This window comes from Klebsiella grimontii, from assembly GCF_900200035.1.
In the GTDB taxonomy this organism is placed as follows: domain Bacteria; phylum Pseudomonadota; class Gammaproteobacteria; order Enterobacterales; family Enterobacteriaceae; genus Klebsiella; species Klebsiella grimontii.
In genome coordinates, this window is the sequence record NZ_FZTC01000010.1 from 148,005 (window position 1) to 170,813 (window position 22,809).

General features: G+C 51.9%; 23 protein-coding genes and 1 tRNA gene. 11 read left to right on the forward strand and 13 right to left on the reverse strand.

All coding sequences use genetic code 11. The features are described from left to right. The first annotated feature begins 3 nt into the window (after positions 1 to 3). From KOSB73_RS04120 to KOSB73_RS04130, 3 genes are all read left to right on the forward strand, one after another. Positions 4 to 888 (forward strand): sugar phosphate isomerase/epimerase family protein, encoded by an 885-nt coding sequence (locus tag KOSB73_RS04120; protein ID WP_004098146.1) that lies wholly within the window; start codon positions 4 to 6, stop codon positions 886 to 888. 24 nt (positions 889 to 912) lie between these two features. Beyond that, complete coding sequence (iolE, locus tag KOSB73_RS04125) at positions 913 to 1,812, forward strand: myo-inosose-2 dehydratase (RefSeq protein WP_004098147.1); 900 nt, start codon at positions 913 to 915, stop codon at positions 1,810 to 1,812. 168 nt (positions 1,813 to 1,980) lie between these two features. Beyond that, complete coding sequence (locus KOSB73_RS04130) at positions 1,981 to 3,480, forward strand: sugar porter family MFS transporter (RefSeq protein WP_004136138.1); 1,500 nt, start codon at positions 1,981 to 1,983, stop codon at positions 3,478 to 3,480. Between the two features lie 172 nt (positions 3,481 to 3,652). On the opposite strand, the gene KOSB73_RS04135 is transcribed toward KOSB73_RS04130, so the two are convergent. The 6 genes from KOSB73_RS04135 to ahr all read right to left on the reverse strand — a co-directional run bounded on the left by KOSB73_RS04135 (position 3,653) and on the right by ahr (position 9,973). Further along, entirely contained in the window at positions 3,653 to 4,963 is a 1,311-nt protein-coding gene (locus KOSB73_RS04135) for an ABC transporter substrate-binding protein (RefSeq protein WP_004108836.1), read from the reverse strand. Positions 4,964 to 5,102: 139 nt separating this feature from the next. Beyond that, the gene (locus KOSB73_RS04145; RefSeq protein ID WP_004136137.1) at positions 5,103 to 6,173 is read right to left on the reverse strand and encodes an ABC transporter ATP-binding protein; all 1,071 of its coding nucleotides are present in this window, start codon (positions 6,171 to 6,173) and stop codon (positions 5,103 to 5,105) included. A 5-nt stretch (positions 6,174 to 6,178) separates the two neighbouring features. After that, positions 6,179 to 7,003 (reverse strand): phosphodiesterase, encoded by an 825-nt coding sequence (locus KOSB73_RS04150; RefSeq protein ID WP_004136135.1) that lies wholly within the window; start codon positions 7,001 to 7,003, stop codon positions 6,179 to 6,181. Positions 7,004 to 7,013: 10 nt separating this feature from the next. Further along, a complete protein-coding gene (locus tag KOSB73_RS04155) occupies positions 7,014 to 7,901 on the reverse strand; it encodes a carbohydrate ABC transporter permease (RefSeq protein ID WP_004136134.1) in 888 nt (295 codons plus the stop codon). Next, positions 7,891 to 8,763, reverse strand: a complete 873-nt coding sequence (locus KOSB73_RS04160; protein WP_004128303.1) for a carbohydrate ABC transporter permease — start codon at positions 8,761 to 8,763, stop codon at positions 7,891 to 7,893. The genes KOSB73_RS04155 and KOSB73_RS04160 overlap by 11 nt, the downstream gene beginning before the upstream one ends. A gap of 190 nt (positions 8,764 to 8,953) precedes the next feature. Then, positions 8,954 to 9,973 carry an NADPH-dependent aldehyde reductase Ahr gene (gene ahr / locus KOSB73_RS04165; RefSeq protein WP_004128305.1) on the reverse strand — a complete coding sequence of 340 codons (1,020 nt, stop codon included), beginning with the start codon at positions 9,971 to 9,973 and terminating at the stop codon, positions 8,954 to 8,956. A 233-nt stretch (positions 9,974 to 10,206) separates the two neighbouring features. Here ahr and KOSB73_RS04170 point away from each other — a divergent pair. Then, a tRNA-Leu gene (locus KOSB73_RS04170) sits at positions 10,207 to 10,291 on the forward strand. Positions 10,292 to 10,722: 431 nt separating this feature from the next. Here KOSB73_RS04170 and KOSB73_RS04175 read toward each other — a convergent pair. Further along, positions 10,723 to 11,469: an SDR family NAD(P)-dependent oxidoreductase gene (locus KOSB73_RS04175; RefSeq protein WP_004958633.1), complete on the reverse strand. Its 747-nt coding sequence runs from the start codon at positions 11,467 to 11,469 to the stop codon at positions 10,723 to 10,725. A gap of 136 nt (positions 11,470 to 11,605) precedes the next feature. Here KOSB73_RS04175 and KOSB73_RS04180 point away from each other — a divergent pair, with 136 nt between their 5' ends. Beyond that, positions 11,606 to 12,205, forward strand: a complete 600-nt coding sequence (locus KOSB73_RS04180) for a TetR/AcrR family transcriptional regulator (protein ID WP_102991033.1) — start codon at positions 11,606 to 11,608, stop codon at positions 12,203 to 12,205. A gap of 16 nt (positions 12,206 to 12,221) precedes the next feature. Then, positions 12,222 to 12,614 (forward strand): VOC family protein, encoded by a 393-nt coding sequence (locus tag KOSB73_RS04185; RefSeq protein ID WP_004958640.1) that lies wholly within the window; start codon positions 12,222 to 12,224, stop codon positions 12,612 to 12,614. A gap of 140 nt (positions 12,615 to 12,754) precedes the next feature. On the opposite strand, the gene KOSB73_RS04190 is transcribed toward KOSB73_RS04185, so the two are convergent. Continuing rightward, positions 12,755 to 13,705, reverse strand: coding sequence for an AraC family transcriptional regulator (locus tag KOSB73_RS04190; RefSeq protein ID WP_004958642.1), 951 nt, complete (start codon positions 13,703 to 13,705; stop codon positions 12,755 to 12,757). 95 nt (positions 13,706 to 13,800) lie between these two features. Here KOSB73_RS04190 and KOSB73_RS04195 point away from each other — a divergent pair, with 95 nt between their 5' ends. Genes KOSB73_RS04195 through KOSB73_RS04205 form a run of 3 tightly spaced genes read left to right on the forward strand, consistent with a single transcriptional unit; the run spans position 13,801 to position 15,946 of the window. Next, complete coding sequence (locus KOSB73_RS04195) at positions 13,801 to 14,544, forward strand: SDR family NAD(P)-dependent oxidoreductase (protein ID WP_004958644.1); 744 nt, start codon at positions 13,801 to 13,803, stop codon at positions 14,542 to 14,544. Positions 14,545 to 14,561: 17 nt separating this feature from the next. Then, entirely contained in the window at positions 14,562 to 14,966 is a 405-nt protein-coding gene (locus KOSB73_RS04200; RefSeq protein WP_004958648.1) for a VOC family protein, read from the forward strand. Further along, positions 14,963 to 15,946 carry a saccharopine dehydrogenase family protein gene (locus KOSB73_RS04205; protein ID WP_004958650.1) on the forward strand — a complete coding sequence of 328 codons (984 nt, stop codon included), beginning with the start codon at positions 14,963 to 14,965 and terminating at the stop codon, positions 15,944 to 15,946. Before KOSB73_RS04200 ends, KOSB73_RS04205 begins: the two co-directional genes overlap by 4 nt. A 98-nt stretch (positions 15,947 to 16,044) precedes the next feature. Here the strand turns inward: KOSB73_RS04205 and KOSB73_RS04210 are convergent, their stop codons facing one another. From KOSB73_RS04210 to KOSB73_RS04230, 4 genes are all read right to left on the reverse strand, one after another. Continuing rightward, positions 16,045 to 16,536: a nuclear transport factor 2 family protein gene (locus KOSB73_RS04210; protein ID WP_004958653.1), complete on the reverse strand. Its 492-nt coding sequence runs from the start codon at positions 16,534 to 16,536 to the stop codon at positions 16,045 to 16,047. Positions 16,537 to 16,745: 209 nt separating this feature from the next. Further along, positions 16,746 to 17,492: an SDR family NAD(P)-dependent oxidoreductase gene (locus KOSB73_RS04215; protein WP_004958655.1), complete on the reverse strand. Its 747-nt coding sequence runs from the start codon at positions 17,490 to 17,492 to the stop codon at positions 16,746 to 16,748. 782 nt (positions 17,493 to 18,274) lie between these two features. Continuing rightward, entirely contained in the window at positions 18,275 to 19,927 is a 1,653-nt protein-coding gene (locus KOSB73_RS04225) for a coiled-coil domain-containing protein (protein WP_098140258.1), read from the reverse strand. Then, positions 19,927 to 21,012, reverse strand: a complete 1,086-nt coding sequence (locus KOSB73_RS04230) for a DUF4297 domain-containing protein (protein WP_000521770.1) — start codon at positions 21,010 to 21,012, stop codon at positions 19,927 to 19,929. Before KOSB73_RS04230 ends, KOSB73_RS04225 begins: the two co-directional genes overlap by 1 nt. A gap of 218 nt (positions 21,013 to 21,230) precedes the next feature. Between KOSB73_RS04230 and KOSB73_RS04235 the strand changes: the two genes are divergently transcribed. Together KOSB73_RS04235 and KOSB73_RS04240 are read left to right on the forward strand one after the other, a co-directional pair. After that, positions 21,231 to 21,413, forward strand: coding sequence for a hypothetical protein (locus KOSB73_RS04235; RefSeq protein WP_000878752.1), 183 nt, complete (start codon positions 21,231 to 21,233; stop codon positions 21,411 to 21,413). Between the two features lie 91 nt (positions 21,414 to 21,504). Then, a complete protein-coding gene (locus KOSB73_RS04240; protein ID WP_001324664.1) occupies positions 21,505 to 22,107 on the forward strand; it encodes a site-specific integrase in 603 nt (200 codons plus the stop codon). 470 nt (positions 22,108 to 22,577) lie between these two features. Here KOSB73_RS04240 and KOSB73_RS04250 read toward each other — a convergent pair. After that, positions 22,578 to 22,809, reverse strand: a 232-nt coding sequence (locus tag KOSB73_RS04250) for an IS3 family transposase (protein ID WP_165774981.1), incomplete at its 5' end; no start/stop codon positions are given.

Sequence of the window (22,809 nt, forward strand, 5' to 3'; positions counted from 1 at the left end):
ACGATGAAAATTGCTTTTGACGTTGATGTTATTAAAGACCTCGGGGTTACCCGCATGGTCCACCAGGTGGCCGAATGGGGCTACAAATACATTGAGCAATCGCCGCACCCGCAGATCAACCCGTTCTACAAGCACCCGCGGGCCAGCCGGGAAATTATGGCTGAGTACAAGCAGGCGCTGCGCGATACCGGCGTGGAGCTCTCTTCGTTTATCTGCGTCTATCGCTGGTCCGGTCCGGATGAGCTGCGCCGTCAGGCGGCAGTGAAAAACTGGAAACGGCTGATCGAAATCGCGGTTGAAATGGGTGTACAGGTGATCAACACCGAGTTTTCCGGCGATCCTAACCAGCCGGAGATTTGCGATGAGATGTTCTATCGCTCCATGGAAGAGCTGCTGCCGATTTTTGAGCGCGAAGGCATCCGCGTTGAAATTCAGGCGCATCCGTGGGACTTCTGCGAAGAGAACAACGAAACCGTCGATATCGTGAAGTCGTTCCGCAGCGATAACGTGAAGTACGTTTACAGCGTCCCGCACACCTTCTTTTATGACAAAGGCGTGGGCGACGTTGAGAAGATGCTGCGCTACGCGGGAAGCGATCTCTCCCACGTGCTGATCGCGGATACCCGCAACCATACAAAACATTGCCGCTATATCGTTAACCCACCGGGCGTAGATGCCGTCGTTCACCAGCACGTGGGCGTCGGGGAAGGGGATGTTGATTTCGACGCGCTGTTCCGCACTCTGCGCGATATGAAATTTGCCGAACAGACCTTCAAGGTCGGCGGTGAGCCGATTGTGGCCACCTCGCTGTTCGGCTACCCGGAAAAAATGAAATACCAGGCAGTGGAAACCCGTGAACTCATCGAACGTGAATTGCTGCGCCGGTGAGGCGCAGCGGCAGGAGCCCCTACTATGAACAAAGATAACGTAAAACTGGCCATCGCCCCGATTGGCTGGACTAACGACGATATGCCGGAGCTGGGCAGCGAAAATACTTTCCAGCAAATCGTCAGCGAAATGGCGCTGGCGGGCTTTACCGGCAGCGAAGTCGGCAGCAAATATCCGCGCGATCCGGCGGTTCTCAAGCCGATGCTGGATATCCGCGGCATTCAGATTTGCAACGCCTGGTTCAGCACCTTTTTTGCTAACGGCCAGCGGGAAAAGACCATTGACGAATTCGTTAACCACATGAATTTTCTGCATGCTATGGGCGCGAAAGTCATCGGCTGCTCCGAGCAGAGCGGCAGCATTCAGGGGCTGGAAAAGCCCATCCTGGAGAATGCGAAACCGTGCTTTAGCGAAGAAGAGTGGCAGCGGGTGGCGGAGGGCTATAACACCCTCGGTCGTCTGGCGGCGGAAAAGGGCATGCAGGTCTGTCTGCATCACCATATGGGTACCGGTATCCAGACGACGGCAGAGATCGACAAGTTTATGTCGCTGGTGGATGACAAAGTCTTCCTGCTCTACGACACCGGACACGCCTGGTATTCCGAAGGCGGCGAAGAGCCGATGCTGGCGATTCTGAAAAAATATCTGCCGCGCATTAACCACGTACACCTGAAAGACGTGCGTCCGCCGGTGATCGAGCAGGTGCGTCGCGAAGGGCTCTCCTTCCTGGACGGCGTGAAGAAGGGGACCTTCACCGTGCCGGGCGACGGCGTTATTGATTTCCGTCCGGTGTTCAAACTGCTGGACGAACATGGCTATAAAGGCTGGATGGTGGTTGAGGCCGAGCAGGATCCGGCGCTGGCCAACCCATTCGAATACGCCGTAAAAGCGCGCAAATATATCCGCGAGACGGCAGGAATCTAATCGTTGTTTCATTTTCAGGCCATACGTCGTATGGCCTGCTTTTTTTACCCCATCACTCAGCAGTAGCTCAAGACGTAGAACGAAAACAACACGTCGGTGAGGCCTCGGCCTCTGCATTCAGACTAGAGCAAATCTTCCCTCAAACAAGGCGGGTTACTGGAGTCTATTATGTCTAAGGAACAATATCTTACACTCAATAAAGCGTCGGGACCGAATAGCGAGACCCCGACAACGCCCTTTGTAAAAGTTGTCGCCCTGATCGCGACGCTTGGCGGTTTACTTTTTGGCTATGATACCGGGGTGATTTCCGGTGCTTTACTCTTTATGGGCACCGAGCTTCATCTTACTCCCTTTACCACCGGTCTGGTCACCAGCTCGCTGCTATTCGGCGCCGCCTTTGGCGCGCTGCTTTCTGGCAATCTGGCGAATGCGGCGGGCAGAAAGAAAATTATTCTGTGGCTGGCGGTGCTTTTTGCCATCGGCGCGATAGGCACCTCTATGGCGCCGGACGTTAACTGGATGATTTTCTTTCGTCTTATTCTCGGCGTGGCGGTCGGCGGGGCGGCGGCCACCGTACCGGTCTATATTGCCGAGATAGCTCCCGCGAATAAGCGCGGACAGCTGGTTACTTTGCAGGAACTGATGATCGTATCCGGTCAACTGCTGGCCTATATTTCTAATGCCACGTTCCATGAAGTCTGGGGCGGGGAAAGCACCTGGCGCTGGATGCTGGCGGTGGCGACGCTACCCGCCGTGCTGCTCTGGTTTGGCATGATGTTTATGCCGGATTCACCGCGCTGGTACGCGATGAAAGGGCGCCTGGCGGAAGCCCGTCGCGTGCTTGAGCGCACCCGGCATAAAGATGATGTTGAGTGGGAGCTGCTGGAAATCACCGAAACGCTGGATGAACAGCGCAATCTCGGTAAGCCCCGGTTCAGCGAGATTATGACCCCGTGGTTGTTCAAGCTGTTTATGATCGGTATTGGTATAGCGGTTATTCAGCAGCTTACCGGTGTAAATACCATTATGTACTATGCCCCCACGGTACTGACCTCGGTTGGTATGACTGATAATGCCGCGCTGTTTGCCACTATCGCCAACGGCGTAGTCTCAGTATTGATGACATTCGTTGGCATCTGGATGCTTGGCAAAATTGGCCGTCGCCCAATGACCATGATTGGTCAGTTCGGCTGCACCGCCTGCCTGGTCTTTATCGGTGCGGTCAGCTATCTGTTGCCGGAGACGGTTAACGGCCAGCCTGATGCGCTGCGTGCCTATATGGTTCTGGCAGGGATGTTACTGTTTCTGAGCTTTCAGCAGGGGGCGCTGTCGCCGGTGACCTGGCTGCTTATGTCGGAAATTTTCCCAACCCGTCTGCGCGGTATTTTTATGGGGGGGGCGGTATTTTCAATGTGGATTGCCAACTTCCTGATCTCCCTGTTCTTCCCGATACTGCTGGCGTGGTTAGGGCTTTCAGGCACCTTTTTTATCTTCGCCGGTATTGGCGTATTTGGCGCGATATTCGTCATTAAATGCGTACCGGAAACTCGCCACCGTAGTCTTGAACAAATCGAGCACTATCTGCGGGATAAGCTGGACACCAGTGAAGAAGGGCAGGCCGCCAGGGCCCGGCGAATAGTGGCTGAATCGCAGGCGAATAAAGTGTAACGCTGAGCGGTATCTGCGATGCTGGATAGGTACTCAGCGGTCTGTACGGCCCGGGCTAATGAGCCGTATCGAACGATCCCCTCCCCCTTGAAACAGGGGGAGGGGGTACACTGCTTCCGTACGGTATGACAGAAGATACCTCAACTATCGACGGGGATAGCGAGGGAAAGGGCTACTTCACTTCCGCCAGCGCGGTTTTATCGACGTAGGGCTTCATCAACGCATCGGCTTCCTTCTGCGCCGCCTGCACCGCGGCTTCCGGGGTAACATTGGCATCATTGACCACCGCGGCCAGCTGGTTTTCCATCGCCTTACGCACGGCAACGGTCTCCCAGGTGGAGTACCATGGATGGGCATACTTCAGCTGTTCGAGGGCGATAGCCGCGCGCGGATCCTGCTGCAGATACGCCTTCATTTCCGGCGTATCGTAGGCGGCCTTACGCGGGGAGAAGTAGCCGGTAAAGCGACTCCAGGCGCCGTTGACCTGCGGGCTCACCAGATACGTCAGGAACTGATACGCCGCTTTTTTCTGCGCGTCGTTGATGCCCTTGAAGCTGACCAGGCTGGCGCCGCCGATCGGTACCGCCCGCTGCTCTTTAGCCGGCAGCATCGCCACGCCCAGCTCAAAATCTTTGCTGTTCTCGCGCATAAAGCCCAGCGCGCCGGTGCTCAGCATCGCCATTCCGACTTTGCCGGAGAAGAAGCTGGCGCCGATCTGTTTCGAATTTAACACCCCGGAAGGCATCACTTTGTCTTTATAGACCAGGTTCTGCCAGAAGCGCAGGGCGCCGATGGTGGTTGGCGTGTTGTAATAGACTTCGCCCGGATAGTCCTCGTTAAAATATTTCCCGCCGTTAGCGCGCACTAGCGCCGAGAAGATCCAGCCGCCGTAATCATCATTAGTCGACGGCAGCATGATCCCCCACTGGCCTTTGCTTTCGTCGGTCAGCTTTCTGGCGTCCGCCAGCAGCTCGGCCCAGGTTTGCGGCGGCTGTTTGATCCCGGCCCGATCGAACATCGTTTTGTTGTAGTAGAGGATCGGCGTCGAGTTATGGAACGGGATCGCATAGGTGGTGCCCATCACCTGGGCGTTTTTATGCATGGCGGGCCAGAACGCCTTCACCAGAAAATCCCCCGCTTTTTGATCGCCATACTGGAACAGCTCATCCATCGGCAGGATCTCATCCTTCAGCGCCAGATCGGTGGTGAAGTTAGCGGACATAATCACCAGCGCGGGCGGCTGTCCGGCCTTCTGCGCTGATTCGGCTTTGATCTTGGTGGTGTCGTAGTTACCGGTAAAGATCCCGCGCACTTCGACATCCTGCTGCGACTCGTTGAATTGCTTAATGACGCGGGTCATCTCCATGGTCAGCTTACCGTCCACCGGCGCCGGGAACATGAAGTCGATCTTCTCTTTCGCCAGCGCCGCGCCGCTCAGGGCAAGGCTGAGCCCAACCGCGAGAGCGGTGAGAGGTTTAAACATAGTTTGTCTCCATCAGTAAGCACCTGTCCACAGGCTATTTTATTTGCCAGTTTGGCCCTGGGCAGTGCTCAGAATCCTCACGTACTACACGTACGCTCCGGTTCTTCCGCGCTGTCCGTGTCCAAACTGACTGCAACAATTACGCCTGATGTACCGGCGCTAAATTATGCTGTTTCTCAGCATGAAAAAGATGCACATCGGCAGGTGAAAAGCCGAGGATCAGCGAATCGCCTTTCTCCGGTACCGCGCCGCGATGGCGACGGCTAAAGCGTAAGGTGCCGATGGGGGTACTGACGTGGAGCAAATAATCGGCTCCCATCAGTTCTCGTTGCAGCACGGTGGCGGGCAAGCGCAGATGGTTCTCCTCCACGCGGTCGCTGATATGTTCCGGGCGAATGCCTAACCACACCCGGGATTCTTCACGGTAGCGCGGCGGCAGCGGATAGCGCAGCTCACCCAGTAATACCTCACCATCAGCGCAGGGCAGCGAGAGCAGATTCATCGCCGGAGATCCGATAAACCCGGCGACAAACAGGTTGGCCGGGTTGGCGTAGAGATACTCCGGTCGCCCGACCTGCTGTACGTGGCCGCCGTTCATCACCACGATGCGGTCGGCCATCGACATCGCTTCCGTCTGGTCATGGGTGACGTAGACGGTGCTGGTTCTGAGCTGCTGGTGGAGGTCCATAATGCTGTCGCGCACTTCGCTACGCAGGCGGGCGTCAAGGTTGGAGAGCGGCTCATCCATCAGGAACAGGCGCGGATTGCGCACAATCGCCCGCGCCATCGCCACCCGCTGCCGCTGGCCGCCGGAGAGCTTCGCCGGCTTGCGATCGAGCAGGGTATCCAGCTGCAGCATTTGCGCGACTTTATCCACCCGCGGCTGCCAGCTGGTTTTCTCCTCTTTGCGTACCTTCATGCCGAAAGTGATGTTGTCGCGCACCGACAGGTGCGGAAACAGCGCATAGTTCTGAAAGATCATCGCGAAATTACGCTCTCTGGGCGACATGTCGGTGATGTTCTCATCGTGCAGCCAGATCTCCCCCTCGCTGACCGGCTCCAGCCCGGCGAGCAGGCGCAGCAGGGTGCTTTTACCGCAGCCGGACGGGCCCACCAGCACCACGAATTCCCCTTCGCGAATATCCAGCGACAGGGCGCTGAGGGCCGGTTTACCGTCAAACTGTTTACTGATGTTTTGCAGACTAAGCATGGCGTTTAGCGATCTTCCGTTGGGCAGCTGATATTTTCGTCGTACATCCACGGTCCGGCGTAGTGGGTCAGCGGATGCTGATAGCTCACCCACTGCTCGTCGACCTGGCGATGCATCAGGCATGACGCCGGAGAGAGGTCGTAATACGGTCGGGTATCTTCATGAAAGTAGGGCACCTGGTGGACGGTTCCCGGGATGGTGGAGATGATGGCCTGGCGATACTGGGTCATGGTCAGGCTGTGGTTATGGCCGCAGAAAATGCGCGTCAGCGACGGGAAACGCTCAACCAGCGCCAGCAGACGATGGCCGTTTTCGCAGGCGATAGGGTCCATCTGCGCGTTGCCCAGCGGCAGCGGCGGATGATGCATAAACACCGTCGCCGGTTTATCGCCGCCATCAAACAGCTGAGACTCCAGCCACTTGATGGTTTCCTCGGTCAGCCAGCCTTTCGACGTACCCGCGCGGCTGGAGTCGATAAACAGCAGGCGAGTGGCAAAATCGTCTACCGCGTAGTGTATGTTTTGCGCATCGCGGCCGAGCTGCGGGCACAGCGGATGCAGGTATTCCAGAAACAGCGCTTTATCGTCGTGGTTGCCGGGAATGAGATACAGCGGATAGTTCAGGCTGCCGAGGATCTGGCGGGCGACCTCATACTCTTCCGGGCGGCCGCAGTTGACGATATCGCCGCTCACCACAACCGCGTCCGGACGCTCCTGCAGGGCGTTCAACTGGGAGACGACGTCGGCATTAGCGGCGTTGACGTCAATAAAGCCGTACAGCTTCTGGCCGCGGCTGCGGAAATGGGTATCGGAAATTTGCGCTAACAGCATGAAGAGCTCCTTATTTGATCCCGGAGAAGCCGAAGCTTCGCAGGAACTGTTTCTGGAAGAGGATGAACGCGAGCATCAGCGGCAGGCAGACCATCAGCGTGCCGGCGCCGATGATGCCCCACTGACCGCCGGATTCGGCGCCCATGGCGAACGAGACCAGCCCCACGGTCAGCACCTGTTTGTCCGGGTCGTTCAGCATCATCAGCGGCCACAGATACTCGTTCCAGTGGTAGGTAATGCTGACGGTGGCGAAGGCCAGCACCGACGGCCAGGACATCGGCAGCAGCACGCGGAACAGCACCTGCCACCAGCGACAGCCCTCCATCAGCGCCGCCTCTTCCAGCTCTTTGGGTATGGCCAGAAACGCCTGACGCATCAGGAACACGCCGAACGCCGAGGTGAAGTAGGGCATCATTACCCCAGTGAGGGTGTTGAGCAGGCCGAAGGTTTTCAGGGTCAACATGTTCGGCACCATCATCACCACCGGCATGATCATCAGCTGGACGAGGAACATCAGGAACAGCGTCTTCTTGCCGCGGAACTCGTGGCAGGCGAAGACGTAGCCGGCGGTGGTGATGGTCAACAGCTGCGCGAAGAAGGTGCCGAAGGTGAAGATAAGGGTGTTGGCGTAGAGGCTCAGCCAGTCGGCGCTGTCCCAGGCATCGCGGAAGTTATCCAGCGTCAGCGGCATACGGGGCAGCAGCGAGGCCATATCCTCGCCGAAGGTCGTGGCGCTAAACGAGGTTGCCAGCATCCATAAAAACGGGCTCATCCACAGCAGCGCCAGGCAGCACATTAATACCGTGAGCGTAAAGGGCTGCGAGCGGCGCAGGCGCAGCCAGAGCGGGCGCGATGCGCTGTGCGATCGCAGCGCCAGCGGCGAGATTTCAGCGCTCATAGTGCGCTCCTTTCTCCAGCAGTTTGAGGTTAATCAGCGAGAAGGCAAACAGCCCGGCCAGCGTCAGGAAGGTGGCGGCGGAAGCTTTACCTAAATCATGGGTGTCCCAGGCGAGGTTCTGGATGTAGTAGAGCAGCACGGTCGTGGCGTTATCCGGCCCGCCGCGGGTCATCACCGCCACGTGGTCGATCTGGGTGATGGAGTAGATCAGCGCCGTGGTTATGACGAAGCTCAGGGTCGGGCGCAGCAGCGGCAGCGTCACCTTAAAGAACACCTGCGTGCGGGTGGCGCCTTCCATTATCGCCGCTTCGCGCGTGGAGGCCGGAATGCTTTGCAACCCGGCGAGGAAAAACAGCATGTAGTAACCGGCGAACTTCCACACGCCAATCAGCGCCAGCGCCAGCAGCGCGCTATTGCTGCGCCCCAGCCAGTTGTTGTTCATCGGGCCAAACAGCTTCGCCAGATAGTGGTCGAGCAGGCCAAGGCCGGGCATAAAGATAAACAGCCACAGCGCGGCGGCGCTGACCATCGGGATAATCATCGGGAAGAAGAAGGCGGTGCGCAGCCAGCGGTTGACGCGGTGATTCTCGGTCAGGGCGACCGCCAGCAGCAGGGCGAGGGTCACGCCCGGTACCACCGTCAGCAGGATATAAAGCAGGTTATTCACCAGCGACTGCCAGAAGACGCTGTCGGCGAACAGACGACTGAAGTTCTCCAGCCCGACATACTGGCCGCCGTCGCTGACCATGCGGGTATCGAACAGGCTGTCATAAACCGATCGCCCGAGGGGAAACCAGGTAAACAGTAATAAAAACAGCAGGGAAGGCGACAGTATCAGCCAGGGGAGCCAGGTTTTTCTCATGGTGGCGGACGTCTCGTTCAGGCGTTTGTAGAAGCCCGGATTGTGAGAAGGATTGACTGCAAACGTATGGCGGGGAGATGACGGTTTAATGACCAGGGAAACAAGCGCCGGGCAGACGGGCCGCCCGGCATCATCCCGGCCAGTGGCGTTCAGGCCGCGCGGCTGCGGCCTGAAGCATGATGAGGAACGATCAGAAGTCGGCTTTCAGCACCACGCGGTAGCGGGCCTTGCCCTCGCGAACGTGCTTCAGCGCCTCGTTGATCTGCGACATCGGGAACAGCTCGGTGGTCGGCGCGACTTTGCTGCGTCCGGCAAATTTCATCAGCTTGCGCAGCTCGGCCGGGTTGCCGGTGGCCGAACCGGAGATGCTGCGGTCGCCGCCAATCAGGGTAAACGCGGGGACCGGGAACGGCTTCATTACCGCGCCGACGGTGTGGAAGTTGCCGCCGTACGCCAGCGCTTCAAAGTACGGCTGCCAGTCGAGGTCGACGGCGACGGTGTTGATAATCAGGTCGAACTGGCCGGCCAGCGCCTTTAAGGCTTCGGGATCGCGGCTGTTCACTACGCGATCGGCGCCCATTGCCAGCACTTCCTGCTCTTTCGCCGGATTGGAGCTGAAGGCGGTGACTTCCGCGCCCATCGCGTGCAGCAGCTTGATGGCGATATGGCCGAGGCCGCCAATGCCGATGACGCCGACGCGGCTGTTCGCCGTGACGTGATGCATCAGCAGCGGCTTGAAGACGGTAATGCCGCCGCAGAGCATCGGCCCGGCGGATTCAAGATCGACGTTTTCCGGCAGCGGGATCACCCATTGCCAGTCGGCGCGCAGCTTATCGGCGAAGCCGCCGCGGTTGATGATGGTGGGCACCGAGCCTTCCAGACAGTTCACGTGGTTGCCGCTGATACAGGCGTCGCAGTGGCCGCAGCTGCGCGCCGTCCAGCCAATACCGACCTTCTGGCCAACCTTCAGCCCTTTATCCTGCGCCGCGCTGCCCAGCGCCGCCACCCGGCCTATCACCTCGTGACCGGCCACCAGCGGATAGCTCGACATGCCCCATTCGTTGTCGATCATCGACAGGTCGGAGTGGCAGATCCCGCAGTACTCCACCTGCACTTCGACATCTTCCGGCTTAAGGTCGCCGGCATCGTACTCCCACAGCGACAGATCGGCGCCCGCTTCTTTGGCGGCGTAACTTTTAATAGTGCTCATGACAGTTTCCTTGGGTTTGGCGTAGTTAAGAAGGAAGTGTAGAGCATGGGGCGAGGGGACGCTTGGCAGAAGGAGGGGGGATGGGGGTTATAGAGGAGGGCAAAATGTACCCTGAAGAGGCTAACACACTGAGCCGATGAAAAATTCATCACTTGGTGGCAGGTGAATGCAACGTTGCTTGCATGGCAGCGTGCGACAGGTATAATCCAGAACGTTTTCCGTATCCTTTCCGTGCCGGAGTGGCGAAATCGGTAGACGCAGTTGATTCAAAATCAACCGTAGAAATACGTGCCGGTTCGAGTCCGGCCTTCGGCACCATACGATGCAATTAAGTCGCCTAAGGGCGGCTTTTTTTATTTCTGAAATCAGCTAGATACTCTAAATTCTGTTCGTTTCTTGTTCTCATAATATCTGATGGTATCTGTTGGCATATCGCATGATACAGGATACCGATCCGTATATCGGAAGTTCGATTTTAAGTGGTATACGGTTTTGAGCAATGTGAGCGGTTGAAAGAGGTAAAAGCCTGGAAGGTGGGGACGTCAGGGATGTGCCAAGAGGGGCGCTGTTAAGTCCGCACTGTATTCATTAGAAGGGAGAATGTCAGTCCAAGCCGCCTTCCAGTCACACAGTTGTGAAAGCTAAGCCCATATGTCCGCTGAGTGCCATAAGCGGACATCTGCGTTCTGGGCCAACACAAACGGGAGAGCGAGAGTAATTTTGTATTAAATGAACGTACCTGTCATCTGTCAGGTCTGAGAGGCACCCCCGTCTGCGAACAGCTCTATACCATTCACATAACTTGAGGCATCACTGGCCAGGAATGAAACTACAGAGGCTATTTCTTCCGGCTCTCCGATACGTCCCAACGGACTTTTAGCGGTGAGGAAGGCGATCCCCTCTTCGGCATTATCGCCAAATGCGGCTCTGAGAGACGCTGTATTCACAGGACCCGGGCTGACAATGTTTATGCGTATACCCGTCCCGTGCAGCTCTGTAATCCAGCTTCTCACCATGTTTCTGACTGCGGCTTTGGTCGCACCATAAATACTCATGGTGGGTCCCGGGTCTGCTGACGCCGTCGAACCAATGATAATCACGCTCGAACCCTTTCCAAGCAGGGGCATAGCCTGCTGAACAGTCAACACAACACCTTTAACATTTGTGGCAAACTGATCGTGGATCTGTTTTTCAGTGATTTCACCAAGCGGAGCATGGACCCCACCGCCGGCATTAGCGACAAGAATATCAATGTGGCCGAATTCCGTTTTAACCTGTTCATAAAGCGCATCAATACTAACCTTGCTGCTGACGTCAGCCACAATACCTTTTACATTTTTCCCCAGCGCCTTTACCGCCTCCTGAAGGGTTTGTGCATTCCGGCCAGTGATAATGACATCTGCGCCTTCGTCGCTCAGATCTTTCGCTATAGCCAGACCAATACCGCTTCCGCCACCAGTGATAACGGCGAACTTTCCCTTAAATGTCTGATTCATAATTGCACCTTGTGGCTTATTGTAGTGGTCACTATATTCAACCTTGAACAAGCTGTCACTAACTGATTGTAGCGTTCACTACAAAAAAGTTTTAAGATGGCATTCAGAAATACTTCTGATGCAAGGGAAAAAACCTATGAGCGATACCGAAAAAACAATAAAAGCACCCAGGCGGATATTTGACAGAGAGTCTGGCGTGCAGACGGCTAAAGCGCTGTTTCATCAGCATGGTTATGATGCTGTAGGTATCACGGAACTGACAAAGACGCTGAACATAAATCCTCCCAGCCTTTACGCCGCTTACGGTAGTAAAGCAGGGCTGTTTGAACGCTGCCTGGATCTCTATGTTGCAGAAGGAAACCTGCCGGCTGACAAAATTCTGACTCCGGGCAGGCCGCTGGATGAGGCGGTTGCAGATCTTTTTATGACTGCTGCACGTTTATACGCCCGATCCCCGGTCCAGCGAGGCTGTCTTGTGGCTGAAGGTATGCGTGCCGACGATCCGCAGGCCCGGGAGCTGGCAAGTCGCTATGGTGAGGCAGGAATTCAGTTTATCAGAAATTATATCCGGCAGTATGAACCTGCACGGGCCCGCGAGCTTTCTGATTATGTCGTGACAACGCTGCGGGGCTTTTCTGCAGCCGCAGTAACGGGACTGTCAAAAGCCAGGTTAACTGCCGTGGCTCAGCTGGCCGGTCAGGCATTCAGCGCTCTCCTGGAGCCAAAAAATGTTTAACTAGGAAATAAAAGTTATGTCTGTTATCGACCATGTTGAAATTGCTGTAAAAAATGCTCAGGTATCGCTCAAATTCTTTGAAGCAGCTCTCGCTCCGCTGGGGTTCAGCCTGATTATTTCTGTGCCTCCGGAGCGTACTTTATCGGGAGGTGCCCGGTACGGGCTGGGCCCGGAGGGATATCCGAGGCTCTGGCTTCATGATAAAGACATAACTGGCGCTTCAACACATCTGGCTTTTGCTGCCAGTGAGCGGGACATAGTCGACGAATTCTGGCGTGCCGCTCTACAGGCAGGCGGTATAGACAATGGCGCGCCGGGAATTCGCGATCATTATCATTCACACTATTATGCGGCTTTCATCCTTGATCCTGACGGTAATAACATCGAAGTCGTCTGTCAGGAAGGATGAGTAAGAGTGCCGGCCATCACTTTGCGAAATTGAACTACGTCTGAGTTACTGCGTGTTGGGTTTTCCTGGCTGCTACCCACGGAGTGAAATATCTTGAGGTGAGTTATTGCCTCGTTGCGACAGCAAAATTCACTGTCGCATTAAACGTGGTGATTCAGAGAGCTTTCTGCATCATCAGCGTCGTTCCGGAGACTTGCAGCGTCTTTTAAAGGAGAGCGGCCAAAGAAACGGGCGTACTCACGATTAAACTGGGGCACGCTGCGATAACCCACCTCCATGGCAACAGACGTGACGCTCTGCTGACGCGCCAGTAATTTGGTTCTGGCATGAAGAAGACGGACGCGCTTCTGATACTGGACCGGACTCATGTTTGTCACAGACTTAAAATGACGATGAAAGGCCGATACGCTCATGGCCTCCTGCCCGGCCAGTGATTCAACCACAAATTCATCAGCAAAATTATGTCTTATCCAGCGAATCGCATTACCTATCCGCGCCAGCATGGTTCCCGGTGAAGCAATATCCCTCAGCATCCAGCCATGTGGGCCTTTCAGAACATGATAAAGGATTTCACGTTCATACACCGGTGCGAGAGCAGGGATATCTTCAGGACTTTTCATCAGGCGAAGCATTCTTACCCAGGCATCCAGCAGTTCGGGCGTGACGGCAGCAACGGAAAAAGCACCCGACTGTGAATCAGCCTTCACGGGAGGTAAATCAGCCAGCAGTGTCGCAATCCGTTCCGGCGTCAGGGTCAGGCTGACCGCGAGATACGGCTCACCGGTTGCCTCGGGATGGACTTCGCCTACGGCTGGCAAATCTACTGACATAACAAAGTAAGAAGCAGGATTGTAGTTGAATACCCGGTCTCCCACCGTCATGGATTTACTGCCTCGCAATATGAGATTAACCATCGGCTCATAGACCGCAGCCAGTGCATGTGCGGGAACGTTACCCTGCACCATGGCCACACGGGGGATACCGGTTTCGGTTCGCCAGTTTCGGGCATGAGCGGCCAGAAGACGCAGCTCGTCAAGCAGGGGTTCCAGTATCAAAGTCAGCCTCCTCAGTATGATGATTAAAGCGAGCATAAAGCAGAAAAAGGCAAGAATCGAGCAGGAACGCAGAGGTTGACCTGTCCGGGAAGTTTTATCCTTTTTCTATCGCAGACAGAAAGGATGAAATCATGAAAATTGTACTGGTTACCGGCGGCAGTGGCGGGATCGGCGCCAGCGTGGCGCAACAGTGCGCGGCTAAAGGGATGGGGGTGATTGTGACTTATAACAGCCATCCTGAATCTGCCCTGAGGGTTGTGAAGGAGATTGAGGCTTCAGGCGGCCGTGCCGTTGCGCTGCATCTGGATGTGGCTCGCACCGAAACTTTCGGCACTTTCCGCGACGCCTTACTGGACATAGTGAGTGTCACCTGGGAACGTGAGCATATTGACGTGCTGGCCAACAACGCCGGGTTTGGGCTCTTCAACCCGATTGAAACGGTGACGGAGAGTGAGTTCGACAGTCTTTTTGCCGTACACCTGAAGGGCCCTTTTTTCCTGACCCAAAAGCTGCTGCCTCTGATTTGCGATGGAGGGCACATCATCAACGTTACCAGCGCCACCACGCGCGTGGCTACGGCAGGTGTTGCGCCCTACGCTGCCTTTAAAGGCGGCCTTGAAGTACTGACCCGCTATATGGCCAAAGAGTTCGGGCCGCGGCGCATCCGGGCAAACGCAGTCTCTCCGGGTGCAATCCGTACGCCGCTTGGCGGAGGACTGAATGATGAATTTGAGACTCTGCTCGCCTCACAGACCGCGCTGGAACGCGTGGGAGAGCCGGATGATGTCGGCCGGGTTATCGCAGGCCTGGTCTCTGATGACAGCGTCTGGATTAACGCACAATCCATCGAGGTTGCCGGCGGCTACCAAATCTGAATCCTTCCGGAGGTTTTATGCTCGATCATCTGTTTTTAACGGTCAGCGATACAGACCGTTCTGTCCGTTTCTATACGGAAGTGCTTGCCCCTCTCGGCATCACGGTTCGTCATGATTATGACGGAAAAGAGGGGCCGCCCGGCCACCCGGATTTGAAAGGGTTCGGTGCTCAGGGCCGGATCTTTTTCTGGCTACGCGAAGGAACTGTTGCGCCAGCTGCTGTACATGTCGGGTTTGTCGCGCGAAATCAGACAATGGTGAATGAAGCCTATGCTTCAGCCATGCGTGCCGGCGCGTCTGACAATGGCGCACCCGGTGCCCGGCTTCACTACGATCCCCGCTACTACGCCGCCGGCGTTTTCGACCCCGATGGCTACAGCCTGGAATTTGTTTATAAAGAATGGCAGCACCCTCAACCATGAAAACATTACTGATTTATGGCGCCACCGGTTACACGGGACGCATGACCGCCGCGCAGGCTAAAAGTGCCGGCCTGAATATTATTATTGCCGGCAGAAACAGGCAGCGACTGGCCGCACTTGCCGGTGAACTTGACGTCAGTATGCGGGTATTCGGCCTGGAGGACGCTGCTGAAACCGCGCTGCAGCTGGCAGGCGTCGACATTGTGCTGAACTGCGCCGGGCCGTTTACTGCTACGGCAGAACCGCTGATGAAAGCCTGTATAGACCAGAGTATTCATTACCTTGATATCACAGCGGAAATTAACATTTACAGGCTGGCTGAGTCACTGGGAGAAAGAGCGGCGCGGGCCGGGAGTATGCTACTGCCGGGCGTGGGCTGGGACGTGGTACCTACCGACTGCCTGGCCGTTCGCCTTGCACGACATGTACCGGAACCACGACGGTTGCGTATAGCATTACAGGTGGCCGGAACGATGTCCCGGGGGTCTGCCGTCAGCGCAGGCGAAATAATCGCAGCCGGCCTGCTGGAACGTGTTAACGGTATTCTGATGACGAAAGAGGATGCGCAGCCCGGCTGGTTTGATTTTGGTGAAGGCCCTGTGGCCTGTGCGCCGCTTTCCTTTGGCGATCTGGTGACGGCATGGCATTCAACCGGTATTCCGAATATTGAGATGTTTGTGCATGTAACAGGGGATGCCTTTCCGCAGGGTGATTTGTCCCTGCTTCCTGAAGGACCCGGGCAGGATGAACGCGATGCAAATCGCGCACGCGCTGTTGCTGAGGTCACCGGGGCTGACGGGAGGGTCCACCGGGCTGTGATCGGGACGGTTAACGGATATTCCTATACGCCGCTTGCGGCCACAGAGGCTGCGAGGCGTGTCCTGAACGGTGACAGTTTTCCCGGTTTTCAGACACCGGCGATCGTTTTTGGTAGTGAGTTTGCGCTGAGTATTCCGGGTACGTGGCTCCAACTGTCCTGACTTTATTAATAAGCTGCACCGGTCAGCATTGAGCTGGCCGGTGCCCCGCATTGCCGTTCTGGCACTGATGGCTGACGGGTATAAAAAAGTGAAGTCTACTACGCTCTCTCAGTCTGCGAACTGTCGATAGGCGTGCCCACATGAAACTGAAGTGCACCCATCAAACGGGGAACCACGTTGCGCGATGTAAACCGCCACTGGCCGTCGTGTTTTTCAAAACTGTCGTAATACCGTCCTGTGCATACGGGCTGCAAAGGAAACCCCTCCAGTTCCTGATGCACGGTGAAATAGCTGACGCAGGTAGCTGAATTACCGGAAGGTGAAACATCTATCAGCACATTAGAAACGTTATGCCACGTCCGGGGAGTTCCGTCCTTATGACGCTGAACGCCACGGTTAAGAAACTGCTCAACCTCTTCACTACCATGAGCCATATCACTAAGAACAATAAATTCAGCATGTTTAAACAATTCGGCATTCTCAGCAAATTTCCCGTCATCCAGGTTGTGGGCATAGGTAGCGAGTAACCGCTGAATTTCTAACTCATCGAAATAATGCTGTTCATTTTCTGCACGAACGGAATTAATCATAATTTGAACTCCTAAGGTCAGGGTTGAAATGGATCCGCCACGCACCAACTAGGCGAACCACATTAAATATTGCCGTTGAAAATCAGCGCAACAGGTCCACTGCCGACAGGAAGCATCTGTGCCGGACCAAATCGTGGCAGCAGGGCCGGTTCCCGCAGAAGGGAGGACTGCTATGTTGCCCAAAAATATTCCTTCTCCAGTAACAACAGTCAGATCTGAGATGCGCCGCCATCGGCAAAAATTTCCGCGCCGTTGATATAACTGGCATCATCACTGGCGAGGAAGATAACAGCTTTTGCTATTTCTTCTGTCTGGCCGATGCGGCCAATCGGGCTGCGGTCACGCAAAGACTGCAGGATGGCGTCAACGGGATCAGGAAGGAAATCGTGTAAGGATTGAGTATCCACCGGTCCGGGGCTGAGGATATTAATGCGAACGCCAGCACCTTTTATGTCCACAATCCAGCTGCGTACCATTGCACGTAAAGCAGCCTTGGTGCCTCCATAAACACTGAGGCCCTGACCGGGATTAATGGATGCCGTTGAGCCCGTGATAATAATGCTGCTTCCTGGTTTCATAAGTGGTAATGCTTTCTGAACGGTAAACGTGACACCCCTTACGTTCGTTGTGAACTGACGATCGAACTTCTCCGGGGTAATCTGCCCGAGGGGTTCAAATTCGCCCATGCCGGCATTTGCTATCAGAATGTCAATGCGACCAAACCGGGACAATATTTGCTTATAAAAATTATCCAGTTCGGAGAGGCTGGATACATTCACCTGAAACTGACTCGCATCCGGTCCAAGAGTACTGAGTGCAGATTCAAGTTTATTCTTGTCCCGCCCGGTAATGATCACAGTTGCACCGAGTGCTGCTAATTCCTGTGCGATCCCAAGCCCAATGCCAGATGATGCGCCGGTCACAACCGCGATTTTGTTCTGAAAAGAGTGAGTCACTGTGTATTCTCCTCATTGCCGTGAGTTAGGTGTATAGTGATCACTACACGTAAAAGTAAAACACTGCAAGTTAAAAAATTAACATAAATTAAAAAAATCTTTTATATCAACAATATGGATATATAACTTTATGCTGATAATTTTAGTGATTACTACAAAAATGGATTCAGGAAGCAAATTGAAATAAGAAAACAGGTTGCGATGAACTGCATTTGATCGCGAAGCATTAGTCGCAATTGCACAGGCACACTTTCATGAACATGGCTATGACGCTGTCAGAATTGCTGACCTGAAGCGGGCGCTGAATATCAAGCCGACGGATATCAAGGTACACACCTGACTATTCATCGATAATCATGAGGGTCCATACAAGACAACGGTCAAACGTGACGTAAAACAGTCCAAATCCGGTAAAACCATTCAGACGTGCCGAAATCATCAGGAGCTTTTTTCAGGATTCTTGCCGGAGTAAAGGTAGCAGAAACGGCTATCTCGCCTCAAAATGACGCTAAGGCGCTCTGCAGGGGGCCGCCCAAGGAATTTTATGTCTAATGTGGCATAACTACCCTATCGCCATGATTTTGACGTCCGCTTCTCGCTCACAGCGGACCTTCAAACCAGCCATCTCGTCCTCTCTGTGCCGAAAGCTGAAGTAGCTAATAGCACTTATTGTTGATCAATGAAGAGCTGGTCAATTGAATAGGCTAATTTAATTGATAGCTAGCGTAACTATGAGGAGACACACTCATAGTGATGAGCGTGTTCCCATATAAATGATCAGATTATGATAACGCAGCTCGTTCATAAAGAGGCATAATCTCTTGATAAACCTGATTGTAAAGCTCTGATTTTAGCAGACTGTATTTTTCAGTCATAATAAGTGTTTTAAACTGATTCGTTTCTCTTTCAAATGAAACTGAGCCGATAATTAGCTGGCTATTAGTTGATAAACCATTAATACATAAATCGAATAACTTTTTTGTTGTGCGCGGATCTGGATCTTGTTGTTTAGGCGAGTCAATTACTACTGGAAGCATAGGACTTGTCGATTTATCTTCTATTGTTTTTAGAAGAGCATAGTGATAAGCCAATATTGACCTTGGAGCACGGCTGCCTGTTTCGCTCTTAGAAATCGGACCATATTGAAGAATAGTTCCAACTTTAGGATCTTTGATACCTAACTCAGTTTGCGCAAACTTCAGTGACTCTTTAAACTTATCATTGATTTCTTTTGCTCGCTTTTTATCTTCGAACTTTGCTATTTCTTTTGAAAGCTGAGTTCTAGCAACATCCAATTCGTCTATTTTTAGCAGTAATTCGTTAATTTGCTCATCGAAAGTTACCTCAACCTGCTTACTTGCTTGAGACTTAATAACGTCTTGAAGAGTCAGTTGCTCTTTGACTTCCAGAAGCATGTTTTTGAGTTCTGAGCTTAAGCTTATAGCCTGTTTCAAATCTTCTTTAATTTTAGAGAGTTGATCATCATATACAGATTTTTCCTCATACAACTTTGGTATGATTTGCAATAGCTTTTCTTTATTCTCAAGTACTACATATCTCGCTTCTAAGCCTGCCGATGGTAGCAAAGAATCTATATCATTTTCATCGAGCTGTCTTTTTGATTCCTCTATTTCTGTTACTAATTCATCTCGTAGAGATAATATTTTTATGAGCTTAATTCTGTATTCTGTTTCTTCTTGATGTAAGTCTTGGCACTTACGAAGGAAACGTTCCAGCAGCTCTTCATAATATTTTACATCCACATCGAAAAGTACTCTTCCAAATGACTCTTCGAATCGCTTTTTAGCTCTCTTTAGAGCTTTTAACGTCGTTCGGATTTCAACAAGATCGATATCAATTAAATTAATCTTTCCTTGTAAAGTATAGTACTCCTTTGGTTTTACACCAGTATGAAAATTCAAGATATTTTTTTGCCAGTCCTCATACATAGCCAAACTGCTAAATGAATCTAAAACCTTCCCCCAACCGTTATCTTGATCAATATAGTAAGGGAGATAAAGACTTGCTGGTTGTGCTTGTCCCTGAACCAAATTAGTTTTAGTCACAAGCTCCAAATTGAAATCAAAGACATCACGCACAGCTAATGCAATCTCTGCACGAGAGCTAGAGGTCACTAAGTGATGCTCTTGTCCTGCTGTTATATCGAAAATGGAAATACGTTTTTCGTGGCGAAGAAACGCATAGTCACGATTATTAACACAAATAACAACTTTTGAAACAAAGTTATCTTCTTTCCACTTTTTATCCAGTCGAACATCAGCACCTAATGTATGATATAAGCTCTTAATAAAGCTAGACTTACCTGTGTCGTTCTCACCTGTAATGATATTAATATCAGGTGAGAACTTGAAGGAGAATCCTTTCTTATCGCGAAGGGATAATATATGAGCACTTTTAAAGTATATGCTTTTCATTATTCACCTCCCTCTAAGAGCTTCTGGATTATTGAGTAAATAACTATGCATTCTTTCTTCCCTGACTTTAAAGTCAATGCATAATCTGGACAAAGTGCATCAATTTTGTACATGGTTTCAGTTAGATATAATTTCAAATCCGAGTGAGCACTCGCCTCATCGTAAAGGCTAATTGCATATTCTAGATATACAGTCGAAGGATTTTTTTTGTTTTGGTTAAGGTCGATGCAAACTTGTGAGAACATGGCTTGCAGGATAATGAGCTGAAGCGATGTTTTGCCAAGATCATTGAATAGGGGACTAGCTTTGTCCCAATCAGGCTTTAAACTATTACTTGCATTCAAGGAATCAAGCACACCATTCAATGCTTCTGATGAGAAACCCTTTCGTGAGATAAGTTCAGGAAAATTAATAATATCTGCGGATTTTACCTTGGATTTTTCTCGACACGCCTGTTCAAGCAAAGAAGCTAATGCATTAACACTCAGGCTAATGCTATCGCCAAACTTCTTGCTAAGGAAATCGCATAGTTTACCTTTTAGATGTGTAATGTGGTCATCTAGGCTTAATGAGGATTGAACGAAACGCATAACAGAAAGATCGATACTGGAGTCATCAAGCTTTACTTGATCTTTGATTGCTTTCTTAAAGCTCGTCTGATACTCCACTTTGACTTCATTTGCACCAAAACAAGACTTACCACCGTTTTCCTCACATAGATTGAAAGAAGCATTAGTAACAAAAAGGAGCTTGGGTGAATATTCGGCGAAATTCTTTTGATGAATAAATAACTTACCGATGATAGATATGGGGTTCTTCTTGGTGCTATTACTAAGAGTGGATGCAGTCCAGTGTTTCTCTCTTGTTTTTACTTGAGCAAATGTGAGTTGTGTTGGAGAAACTTCGTCATCAAGAATAAGAACATCATCATGATATTCGAAGATAAACACATAGTTCTTTTCATCTAGTTCATATTCCAGCATTTGAGATAAAGCCCAGCAAGTTTGATAGTCAAACCCACGTTGAGCAATCTCACCGCCTCTTTCAGACTGCGGAATACTAACTAATGTTTCAGCTAACCCCATATACTCCCTTATGTTTAGTTCAATGGACTCGCGTAACAACATCATTAATCCGATTGAATACAAATAGTAGCATTAGCACGAACTATTGGGTAACACATTCTGAAAGTTAAAAATATGTGAGTTGCAACATCGAAACAGGGAAGCTAAGTAAGCGACTTTGTCTCTAGCGAAGTCATAGCTCTATTCGTTCAGAGGAGGACCAAGAGTCTTTGAAGTACGTGCTGGCGGCGCTCGCCAAGCGTTTTGGAGGCGATGAACATGGTGAAGACTATGAGAAGGTGCGATCGGTTGCCTTCACACGTTTCTACGGCGAGGACGACGAAGATGGTCTTGTTAGTCTGCAGCGTTTCGCAGTTGGGTTAGTCCAGAGCTTGATGGCTGAGATTGTGACCTGCTCCTAGATGATTAATACGCCACTATGCTGGTAATGTCAGCAGATCGCTCATAAGGGACAACCATACTCAAATCTCCCACATTGCAGGAGATTTGAGTATGAACACGTCACCGTGGAACAAAGACCGTATCATAGGCCAAAAAAGGCCACTTCAGATATCTCATATCTGGGGTATCCGAATCCGACTTGAACTGGAAGGTAAAACGCGCGATTTAGCTCTGTTCAATATGGCACTGGACAGTAAGCTTCGAGGCTGTGATCTGGTCAAACTCAAAGTATCTGATGTTGCATATGGTAGCTCTGTTTCGAGCAGAGCAACGGTATTGCAACAGAAAACCGGTAGCCCTGTGCAATTTGAGATAACCAAAGGGACAAGAGAAGCTGTTGCTGCATTGATAAAGCTTGGCAATTTGCACAGTAAAGACTTCTTGTTTCGGTCTCGGATCGGAACTAACCAGCATATTTCAACCCGGCAATACAACCGAATCTTTCATGGGTGGGTAGAAAAGCTTGGTCTCGAAGAGACGCTTTACAGCACACATTCCATGAGAAGAACAAAACCTTACCTGATCTACAAGAAAACCAAGAATCTCCGGGTGATCCAACTTCTGTTGGGTCATAAGAAACTGGAAAGCACAGTCCGTTATCTGGGCATTGAAGTCGATGATGCGTTAGAGATTTCTGAATCGATTGAAGTCTAAGGTTATCAGGGCTGCAACAGCAGCCCTGTGCCAAGAGCGGACATTGTCAACGTTTTATATAATTCAATGGTAACGTATATCGCTAACCTTGCCTGTAGATTTTAAAGATTTGAAGGGGGCTTAATGAAGCAACAGTCAGAATCACTTTTACCTTTTAAAATCAGTAGGATTCATACAGAAATAGGTGTATTCAAAGTCTATGGATACAGATCATCATTCCGCGCAAGGAAAATGACTATCATCCTCTCAACGGTTTTCATACTTTCCACAGATGGCTGGGAAGAGCTCGCCTTAACCCAAACCAATAATGATTTTATGAAACAACTAATTCCTTACCTAGAATGCCATTTAAAGGCAAGTTTTTAGCTTCCTAATTAGCCACAAATAGACATTATCATTGAGCCACCACAACATATGTCAAAACTAAGTTCAGATGTCCGGGGCGGGGCTGCGGATGTTTTCCTGGACTGTTATGTTGTGATCCCAAGATGCTGCCGGTACTTCACCGGACTCATTGCACCTAATGATAGCTTGATACGTTTCTCGTTATACCAGCGTATGTACCTGTCCAGGAAGCAGATAAATTTTTCCAGCGTGATACCAGTCCAGTTTCTGCCATAGAACATTTCGTTTTTGATACGCCCGAAGAAGCCTTCACACGCAGCATTATCCGACGAGCATCTGATCTTGACCCACCATCTC

Excerpts from the sequence above, each read along its gene's own strand:
- KOSB73_RS04120 (WP_004098146.1), top strand. The coding sequence starts at position 4 with ATGAAAATTGCTTTTGACGTTGATGTTATTAAAGACCTCGGGGTTACC.
- iolE (WP_004098147.1), top strand. The coding sequence starts at position 913 with ATGAACAAAGATAACGTAAAACTGGCCATCGCCCCGATTGGCTGGACT.
- KOSB73_RS04130 (WP_004136138.1), top strand. The coding sequence starts at position 1,981 with ATGTCTAAGGAACAATATCTTACACTCAATAAAGCGTCGGGACCGAAT.
- KOSB73_RS04135 (WP_004108836.1), bottom strand. The coding sequence starts at position 4,963 with ATGTTTAAACCTCTCACCGCTCTCGCGGTTGGGCTCAGCCTTGCCCTG.
- KOSB73_RS04145 (WP_004136137.1), bottom strand. The coding sequence starts at position 6,173 with ATGCTTAGTCTGCAAAACATCAGTAAACAGTTTGACGGTAAACCGGCC.
- KOSB73_RS04150 (WP_004136135.1), bottom strand. The coding sequence starts at position 7,003 with ATGCTGTTAGCGCAAATTTCCGATACCCATTTCCGCAGCCGCGGCCAG.
- KOSB73_RS04155 (WP_004136134.1), bottom strand. The coding sequence starts at position 7,901 with ATGAGCGCTGAAATCTCGCCGCTGGCGCTGCGATCGCACAGCGCATCG.
- KOSB73_RS04160 (WP_004128303.1), bottom strand. The coding sequence starts at position 8,763 with ATGAGAAAAACCTGGCTCCCCTGGCTGATACTGTCGCCTTCCCTGCTG.
- ahr (WP_004128305.1), bottom strand. The coding sequence starts at position 9,973 with ATGAGCACTATTAAAAGTTACGCCGCCAAAGAAGCGGGCGCCGATCTG.
- KOSB73_RS04175 (WP_004958633.1), bottom strand. The coding sequence starts at position 11,469 with ATGAATCAGACATTTAAGGGAAAGTTCGCCGTTATCACTGGTGGCGGA.
- KOSB73_RS04180 (WP_102991033.1), top strand. The coding sequence starts at position 11,606 with ATGAGCGATACCGAAAAAACAATAAAAGCACCCAGGCGGATATTTGAC.
- KOSB73_RS04185 (WP_004958640.1), top strand. The coding sequence starts at position 12,222 with ATGTCTGTTATCGACCATGTTGAAATTGCTGTAAAAAATGCTCAGGTA.
- KOSB73_RS04190 (WP_004958642.1), bottom strand. The coding sequence starts at position 13,705 with ATGCTCGCTTTAATCATCATACTGAGGAGGCTGACTTTGATACTGGAA.
- KOSB73_RS04195 (WP_004958644.1), top strand. The coding sequence starts at position 13,801 with ATGAAAATTGTACTGGTTACCGGCGGCAGTGGCGGGATCGGCGCCAGC.
- KOSB73_RS04200 (WP_004958648.1), top strand. The coding sequence starts at position 14,562 with ATGCTCGATCATCTGTTTTTAACGGTCAGCGATACAGACCGTTCTGTC.
- KOSB73_RS04205 (WP_004958650.1), top strand. The coding sequence starts at position 14,963 with ATGAAAACATTACTGATTTATGGCGCCACCGGTTACACGGGACGCATG.
- KOSB73_RS04210 (WP_004958653.1), bottom strand. The coding sequence starts at position 16,536 with ATGATTAATTCCGTTCGTGCAGAAAATGAACAGCATTATTTCGATGAG.
- KOSB73_RS04225 (WP_098140258.1), bottom strand. The coding sequence starts at position 19,927 with ATGAAAAGCATATACTTTAAAAGTGCTCATATATTATCCCTTCGCGAT.
- KOSB73_RS04230 (WP_000521770.1), bottom strand. The coding sequence starts at position 21,012 with ATGGGGTTAGCTGAAACATTAGTTAGTATTCCGCAGTCTGAAAGAGGC.
- KOSB73_RS04240 (WP_001324664.1), top strand. The coding sequence starts at position 21,505 with ATGAACACGTCACCGTGGAACAAAGACCGTATCATAGGCCAAAAAAGG.